The following is a 6,736-nucleotide window of genomic DNA, read 5'->3' as shown; positions in this document are numbered from 1 at the left end:
GGCGGAGGCGACGGGCCCGACGGCACTGACGGCGCCGGCGGCCGCCCCGAGCGCGGTGAGCGCGAGGGTGAGCGGTACCGCGTCCAGCCCCTGCCCGGCGTACGTGCCCACGAGCAGCCCGAGTGCCCCGGCCAGCCCGGGCACCCCGAGCCGCCGCACGGAGGCCCGCCGGCTGCCGGGCCGGTCGTTGATGCCGGCGAGCATCGCGCCGATGGCGGCGAGGACGCCGTCGGCCGTCTGCCCGAGGAGCATCCCTGCGAGCAGCAACGGCCCGGCCGCGAGCGCTCCCCGGCACACCGCACTCCAGGGCACGGGGCCGCGCTGGGCACGGAAGGCGTGGGCGAGCCAGGGAGGTACGGCGGGCCTGGACACGGGGCTCCTGTTCATTCGAGGGCAGGGGTGGGCCTTCGGACGACGGCGGCCGGTGGGTGTGGCTCCACGGTAGATCGCGTTCCCTGAGCAAACGGGACGATCACGTTTCAGGCAGGTGAAAGATGCCTGGGCAGCTGTTTTCTTTATGAACGCAACCGGCGCAGATCCAGCCACCGGGTCCGGTCCGGATCGGGCCGGGGGCGTCTACGGCCCGCGGGCCCCCTCCTTCTGGCCTGCGCCGCTCTCACCACGGCCATGGACGAGCCACGGGTACTCCACACGGTCCCGCACACCGGCAAGCCGGATCCCGCGCCTGACCGCCCGGCGCTCACGGGAAGCGGGCAGCCGTCGGGCACCGTCGGGCGGATCGCGGTGGCCGCGTTCGACGCCGTGCCGGTACAGGAGCCCCACGTCTTCGGAGATCGGCGCCCGGAGATCGGCGCCCGGGGAACGACGGGGTGAGGAAGGGGGCGGGAGACGGCTGGGCGGCGCGGTCCGAGAGGCTGGACCGGCGTCTGCCGTGCGTGCCTTCGACCCGGCGGTGCGCTAGAGGTCTGCGGCCGGCTTCCGCTTCGCTTCCTCGAAGAGCGCCTGTGCCTGGCTGATCACCTGGTCCGAGCGGGCCGGGTCCGCGTCTGTGGCAAGGGACGCCAGGATCTCGTCCACGGCTCTCAGCCCGGCCCGCTCCAGCAGTCGTTTCTCGTTCGTCACCCACTGTCCGCGGGCCGCCAGGACGGCGTGGGCCGACTGGGTCGCGGCCACGGCGACAGCGCCGGCCGTCTCCGTGAGGCGGCTGTGCGGGGCGTGGTTGGCCCTGGCGTAGGAGAGGGTGGCGCTCGCGGCGCCGGACCAGTGGTCGGCGGCGGTGCGGCGCAGCTTCGGCGGGTACCCGGCCAGGCGCGGGAGTTCGCCCCGCAGCACCTGATTGAGCGCCAGTTCGGCGACGACCAGGTAGCTGGGGATCCCGGCCAGGTGGAAGAGGAGCGGCTCCACCCGGAATCGGCCCTCCTGCGCCTGCGCCAGTTCGTGCTCCACCACGTCCAGGTCCCGGTAGTGCACGTCGACCCGGCGTCCGTCGACGGTGAGCCAGGCACCGCCGTTGAAGACACCGCCGCCCCAGCCGCCGATCCCGGAGACCTCGCCGGGCCAGCCCAGGGCACGTAGGTCGTCGGGGTCGAAGGAGCCGCGGTAGTAGACGGCCATGTCCCAGTCGCTGTCCGCGCGGTGCGTGCCCTCGGCGCGGGAACCGCCGAGGGCCACGGCGCGGACGGCGGGGAGGGCTGCCAGCCGGTCGGCGGTGGTGGCGAGGAAAGCGGCATCGGAAAGTTCGGGCATGGTCCCAGCCTGGCGCAGTGGCGCCCGGGTGCGCTCCTGGTTTCCGGCGGGCCGTCCGGCGGCTCGCGCCCGGTAATTCGGATGCGCACGGCCCGAGCAAGCCCGATCATCGGGAAGTTGCCCGACGTCAGCTGCGGCAGCACTGTCCCGTTCTCCTCGCCGCGACGCCGTCCGGCGTTCCCCGCCTGGACGCCGTCCCGTCCCACCCTCGGAGCCGCTTTCATGATCCGGCGTGTCACCGTCCCCGGTCTCTTCCCTCCGCCCACCTACTCCCACGCTTCCGTCGTCGAGGCCGGCACGAAGCTGGCGTTCCTCGCCGGGGCGGTGCCGCTCACTGCCGACGGCGAGCTGGTGGGACCCGGGGATCCCGTACGCCAGGCCGAGCAGGTGATCGCCAATCTGCGCGAGCAGTTGCGGGCCGCCGGCTCCGATCTGGAGCACGTGGTCGTGTCGGAGGTGTACGTGGTCGCCGACGAACCCGCGACGCTCTCCGCGGTGTGGGACGTGGTCGAGGCGTCGGGCTTGAGCGTGGGGCCGCACTCGTCGACGCTGCTCGGTATCTCCTGCCTGGGATACACCGGGCAGCTGGTGGAGATCACGGTGACGGCTGTGGTGCCGGAGACGGACGGGGTGCGACGGTGACGGACGGAATCGTGCTGCGCAGGGCGGGGTCGGCGGACGCCCGTGCCGTCGCCGACGTCTGGCTGCGGTCCTTCGCCGCCGCCCTGCCCACGGTCGTGCGGGCTCACTCGGACGACGAGGTGCGCGCCTACTTCCAGGACGTGGTCGTACCACTGCACGAGACCTGGGTCGCCGAGACGGCCGGCACGGGCGACGGGGACGACCGGGATGAGGAAGGCGATGGGGGCGAGCAAGGCGAGGGGGGCGGTGGGATCGTCGGCATGATGGTGGTGGACGGGGACGAGATCTCCCAGCTCTACCTCGAGCCCGCCTGGCGTGGTCGCGGGCTCGGCGACCGCTTCGTCGCCGCGGCCAAGGAGCGGAGCCCCGAGGGCCTCACCCTGTGGACCTTCCAGGTCAACACCTCCGCCCACCGCTTCTACGAACGGCACGGTTTCGTCGCCGCCGAGTTCACGGACGGCAGCGGCAACGAGGAGCGGGAGCCGGACGTCCGGTACGTGTGGCGGCCGTGAGCCCTCGCCACGGGTGACCGGTGAGGGGTTTCTCGGACGGCCCGGGGATGGGTTCCCGGGACGGGTCCGGGGGTGGGTGAGGGGTTCCTGGGGCGGCGCCGGGGGATGAGTGATGGGTTCCTGGGGCGGGTCCGGGGGTGGGTGATGGGTTCCTGGGGCGGGTCGGGGGACGCGTAAGGGGCGGTGGGGGCCGAGGGGGCGGCTCGGTGGAGTGGCCGCCGTACCGTCACCGTCCTTGCGTCGCCGCCCTACCGTCACCGCCCTACCGTCACCGCCCTACCGTCACCGCCCTTGCGTCGCCGCGCTACCGTCACCGCCCTTGCGTCGCCGCGCTTCGGCGGCGGCCGCCGCGTCGCCCGGCGACGCGTTCACCTGCACGTTACGGGGCATACGGTGGCGGTATGGACGACAGCAGCGCTCTCGCCCGGCTCGACCGGCGCGTCGCCGACTGCCGGGCCTGCCCCCGGCTGGTCGACTGGCGTGAGGAGGTGGCCCGCACCAAGCGGGCCGCGTTCGCCGAGTGGACGTACTGGGGGCGGCCGGTGCCCGGGTTCGGTCCGGCCGACGCCCGGCTGGTGATCATCGGGCTGGCCCCGGCGGCGCACGGCGGCAACCGCACCGGCCGGATGTTCACCGGTGACCGCTCGGGCGACGTCCTCTACCAGGCGATGTACGACGTGGGGCTCGCCTCGCAGCCCACCTCCGTCAGCGCCGACGACGGTCTGGAGCTGCACGGCGTGCGGGTGACGGCGCCCGTGCACTGTGCCCCGCCCGCCAACAAGCCGACCCCGGAGGAGCGGGACACCTGCCGCCCCTGGCTGGTCCAGGAGCTGACGCTGCTCCGGCCGACGGTGAAGGCGGCGGTCGTCCTCGGTGCCTTCGGCTGGCAGGCCGCGCTCCCCGCGTTCCAGGAGGCGGGCTGGACGGTGCCCCGTCCCCGCCCGGCCTTCGCGCACGGCACCCGGGTGGCGCTCGACGGCCTGGACCTCTTCGGCTGCTTCCACGTCAGCCAGCGCAACACCTTCACGGGCCGGCTCACCACCGGCATGCTGCGGGAGGTCCTGCGTACGGCGGCGGACGCGGCCGGGCTGCCGTAGCGCACCGGCGCGCCGGGACGGCCGGCCCGTGGCGGCGGGGGGTGACGCACGGTACGCCGGTGCCTCGGCCGATCACCGGCGCCGCGAAAAACGCTTCCGGCTCCGCCTCCCCGTGGCGTTAGGGTCGGGGCATGGCTTCCGAGGATGCGGACGAGAACGTGGGCCGTGGGACCGGCGAGGGGGCCGGCGCCCCGGACGGCACGACCGGCGACGGGACCGGCGCCCCGGACGGCACGGGGGCCGCCCCTGCCGGGCAGTCACCCGACCCGAAGATCGCCGCCGCGCTGGCCGCCGCCGAGGCCGCCGGACCGGGCAACGGCGAGACCGTCCGCATCGACAGCTGGATCTGGGCCGTCCGCCTGATCAAGACCCGCTCCCTCGGCGCCACCGCGTGCCGGGGCGGCCATGTGCATGTGAACGGCGAGCGTGTGAAGCCCGCCTATTCCGTACGCGTGGGCGACGAGGTGCGGCTGCGGCACGAGGGCAGGGAGCGTGTCGTGATCGTCAAGCGCCTGATCCGCAAGCGGGTCGGCGCACCCGTGGCCGCCCAGTGCTTCATCGACAACTCCCCGCCGCCTCCGCCCCGCGAGGCCATCGCCCCCGCCGGTCTTCGCGACCGCGGCGCAGGGCGGCCCACGAAACGGGACCGCCGTGAACTGGAACGCCTGCGCAGCCTCGGCAGCCCTGGCCCCTTCGGCGGCTTCGCCGGCCCGGGCGCCCCGAGAGGCTTCGGTGGCCTGGGCGGGCCGGACGGGCCGGATGGACCGGGTGGCCCCGGCGCGACGGGCGGGGCCGGTGGACCCGGCGGCCGTGGCGGGTCCACCGGCCATGGGAGCCGCCGCGGTTCCGGCACCGCCGGGGGCCGCGGTGGTGCCGGTGGACTGAGTGGGCCCGGTGGTTCGGGTACGGCCGGTGGTTCGAGCACGTCCCGTGGTTCGGGTACGTCCCGCGGTTCTGGTGGGTCTGGTGGGGTCCGTGGTTCGGGGGGTTCCGGTCGGTCCGGGGGCTCGGGGGGACGGTCGCGCGGGCGGTGACCCGCGCGGGCGGCCAGGGGCGAGACCCCGCCGCTCCTTCGGGTTGCCGGCCCGTCGTCGGCGCACCCTCGGCGAGGCGGACTTGGCCCCGGGCGGCGCGCCTCCGACGGCTGTCGGCCGCACTTCCACCGCCCGGTCGGCAGTCGGCGGCGACGACATCGTCGTCATCGGCGACGGCGGCGACGGCGGCGGCGGCGTCACTGTCGGCGGAGCAGCCGCAGGAGGTCCTCGTTGTGTGCCCGACGGGTCCAGGCGATCAAGGCGAGGGGTGCGATCAGGATCACCGGGGTCGCCGCGTTCTGCCCGTCGAACACGGTGACCTGGACGATGAACGCACCCACCATGAGCGCACTGAGGGCGATCGCCGCGACGGACTGCAGCAGCGGGACCAACAGCGCTGCGGCTCCCGCGAGTTCGAGCGCGCCGATGGTGTACATGGCCCCGCTCCCCCAGCCGATTCTGTCGAAGGACTCGACGGCCGACGGATGCCCGATGAGCTTCGGAAGCGCGCTCGCGATGCCGTAGAACAGGGCGAGCAGCACCTGCCCGGTCCGCAGGGCGAGCAGGGCTCCGCGCGCCCGGCCCGACCGGGCGCCGGCGGTGGCCGTGGACCTCGTGGAACCGGAGCCGACGGGGGCGGTGGTCTCGGACATGGGGTCTCCTCGCGATGCGGTGCCGATTGCTTTCACCGATATGGACCGGCCGGACGCCAAGAACTCATCGCCGGAGGAGCGCACGCGGCAGAGACGCTCACGGGACGGACCGAACGGACCGTTCCGTCGGCTCGCCGCCCGCTCACACCACCGGCACCGCCCTCACCCACGTGCCGTCGGCCGTCAGACAGGTGTCCACCTCCAGTCCCGCCTCCGCGAGCGCCGACTCGAACTGCTCCTCCGTCAGGGGCCTGGCCCGGAAGGTCTGGGTCCAGACGGCGTCCGGGAACACGTACTCCGCGCGTACCGAGTTGACCCCCTCCCCCACCGGTTCCACCGAGGCGATGCGGACGGTGAAGCCGCTCGGGTCGACCCGTTCCCTGGGCACCTCGGTGTGGTAGTCCGGACCCTCCCGCTGGACGAGCACGCAGCCGCCGCGCGCCACATGCCGGGCGCAGGCCCGCAGCATGCCCCTGCGCACCTCCTCGTCACCGGTGTGCACCAGGAACGACGCGAGCATCACGACGTCGAACTTCTCGCCCAGGTCCAGGCTTTCGATCGGGCCGCATATCGTGCGCGCCCCGTGGACCCGGCTCAGCATGTCGGCGGACTCGTCCACCGCGGTCACCGTGAAGCCGCGCTCCAGCAGGGCGTGGGTCACCCGGCCCACCCCGCTGCCCAGCTCCAGGATGTGCGCCCCGGCCGGTACCGCAGCGGCGACGACATCCGGCTCGTCGCCCACCGGCAGCCGTGCGTACAGCTCGACCGCGCAGCCGTCCGGGGTGATCGCCCCCGGGCCCGTGCCCTCGTATCCCTCACGCATGTCGATCCTCATGCCCGCACAACGGCCCGCCCCCGTACACCCGTTCCCGTCTTCACCCGGTTCACCCGTTCGAGCTATCCGGACGGGAACGGGAACCATCCGTGCCCGATATGCCCTCGGCCGACCCACTCTCCTCATCCCGTCGACCGGCCTGCCGCTACTACGCCGTCGACCGGCCTGCTGCCCTCACGCCGTCGACCGGCCTGCTGCCCTCGAACCGTCGGCCGGCCCCCGGCCCTCGCCTGCGGTGGAGAACCGTACGCCGTCG

6 protein-coding genes and 2 pseudogenes are annotated in these 6,736 nt (G+C 74.1%); 4 read left to right on the top strand and 4 right to left on the bottom strand.

Annotated elements, in window-relative coordinates:
* A pseudogene (locus GT045_RS30745) lies at nt 1-387 on the bottom strand (FUSC family protein); the annotation flags it as partial.
* Nucleotides 388-918: 531 nt separating this feature from the next.
* Nucleotides 919-1,707 carry a nucleotidyltransferase domain-containing protein gene (locus tag GT045_RS30740; RefSeq protein ID WP_161336174.1) on the bottom strand — a complete coding sequence of 263 codons (789 nt, stop codon included), beginning with the start codon at nt 1,705-1,707 and terminating at the stop codon, nt 919-921.
* Nucleotides 1,708-1,929: 222 nt separating this feature from the next.
* Here GT045_RS30740 and GT045_RS30735 point away from each other — a divergent pair, with 222 nt between their 5' ends.
* From GT045_RS30735 to GT045_RS40140, 4 genes and pseudogenes are all read left to right on the top strand, one after another.
* Entirely contained in the window at nt 1,930-2,349 is a 420-nt protein-coding gene (locus GT045_RS30735; RefSeq protein ID WP_161336173.1) for a RidA family protein, read from the top strand.
* The gene (locus GT045_RS30730) at nt 2,346-2,861 is read left to right on the top strand and encodes a GNAT family N-acetyltransferase (RefSeq protein WP_161336172.1); all 516 of its coding nucleotides are present in this window, start codon (nt 2,346-2,348) and stop codon (nt 2,859-2,861) included. The genes GT045_RS30735 and GT045_RS30730 overlap by 4 nt, the downstream gene beginning before the upstream one ends.
* Before the next feature lie 401 nt (nt 2,862-3,262).
* Complete coding sequence (locus tag GT045_RS30725; protein WP_161336171.1) at nt 3,263-3,958, top strand: uracil-DNA glycosylase; 696 nt, start codon at nt 3,263-3,265, stop codon at nt 3,956-3,958.
* A 131-nt stretch (nt 3,959-4,089) separates the two neighbouring features.
* Nucleotides 4,090-4,629 (top strand): annotated as a pseudogene (locus tag GT045_RS40140) (RNA-binding S4 domain-containing protein); the annotation flags it as partial.
* 560 nt (nt 4,630-5,189) lie between these two features.
* Here GT045_RS40140 and GT045_RS30715 read toward each other — a convergent pair.
* Complete coding sequence (locus GT045_RS30715; RefSeq protein ID WP_161336169.1) at nt 5,190-5,645, bottom strand: DoxX family protein; 456 nt, start codon at nt 5,643-5,645, stop codon at nt 5,190-5,192.
* A gap of 142 nt (nt 5,646-5,787) precedes the next feature.
* Nucleotides 5,788-6,468 (bottom strand): class I SAM-dependent methyltransferase, encoded by a 681-nt coding sequence (locus GT045_RS30710; protein WP_161336168.1) that lies wholly within the window; start codon nt 6,466-6,468, stop codon nt 5,788-5,790.
* Between the last annotated feature and the right edge of the window lie 268 nt (nt 6,469-6,736).

Source organism: Streptomyces sp. SID486, assembly GCF_009865385.1.
In the GTDB taxonomy this organism is placed as follows: Bacteria; Actinomycetota; Actinomycetes; order Streptomycetales; family Streptomycetaceae; genus Streptomyces.
This window is presented reverse-complemented; position numbering and strand designations above follow the sequence as displayed.

What these genes read in the sequence shown, in the direction of transcription:
- GT045_RS30735 (WP_161336173.1), top strand. Translation starts at nt 1,930, where the DNA reads ATGATCCGGCGTGTCACCGTCCCCGGTCTCTTCCCTCCGCCCACCTAC.
- GT045_RS30725 (WP_161336171.1), top strand. Translation starts at nt 3,263, where the DNA reads ATGGACGACAGCAGCGCTCTCGCCCGGCTCGACCGGCGCGTCGCCGAC.
- GT045_RS30715 (WP_161336169.1), bottom strand. Translation starts at nt 5,645, where the DNA reads ATGTCCGAGACCACCGCCCCCGTCGGCTCCGGTTCCACGAGGTCCACG.
- GT045_RS30710 (WP_161336168.1), bottom strand. Translation starts at nt 6,468, where the DNA reads ATGCGTGAGGGATACGAGGGCACGGGCCCGGGGGCGATCACCCCGGAC.
- GT045_RS30740 (WP_161336174.1), bottom strand. Translation starts at nt 1,707, where the DNA reads ATGCCCGAACTTTCCGATGCCGCTTTCCTCGCCACCACCGCCGACCGG.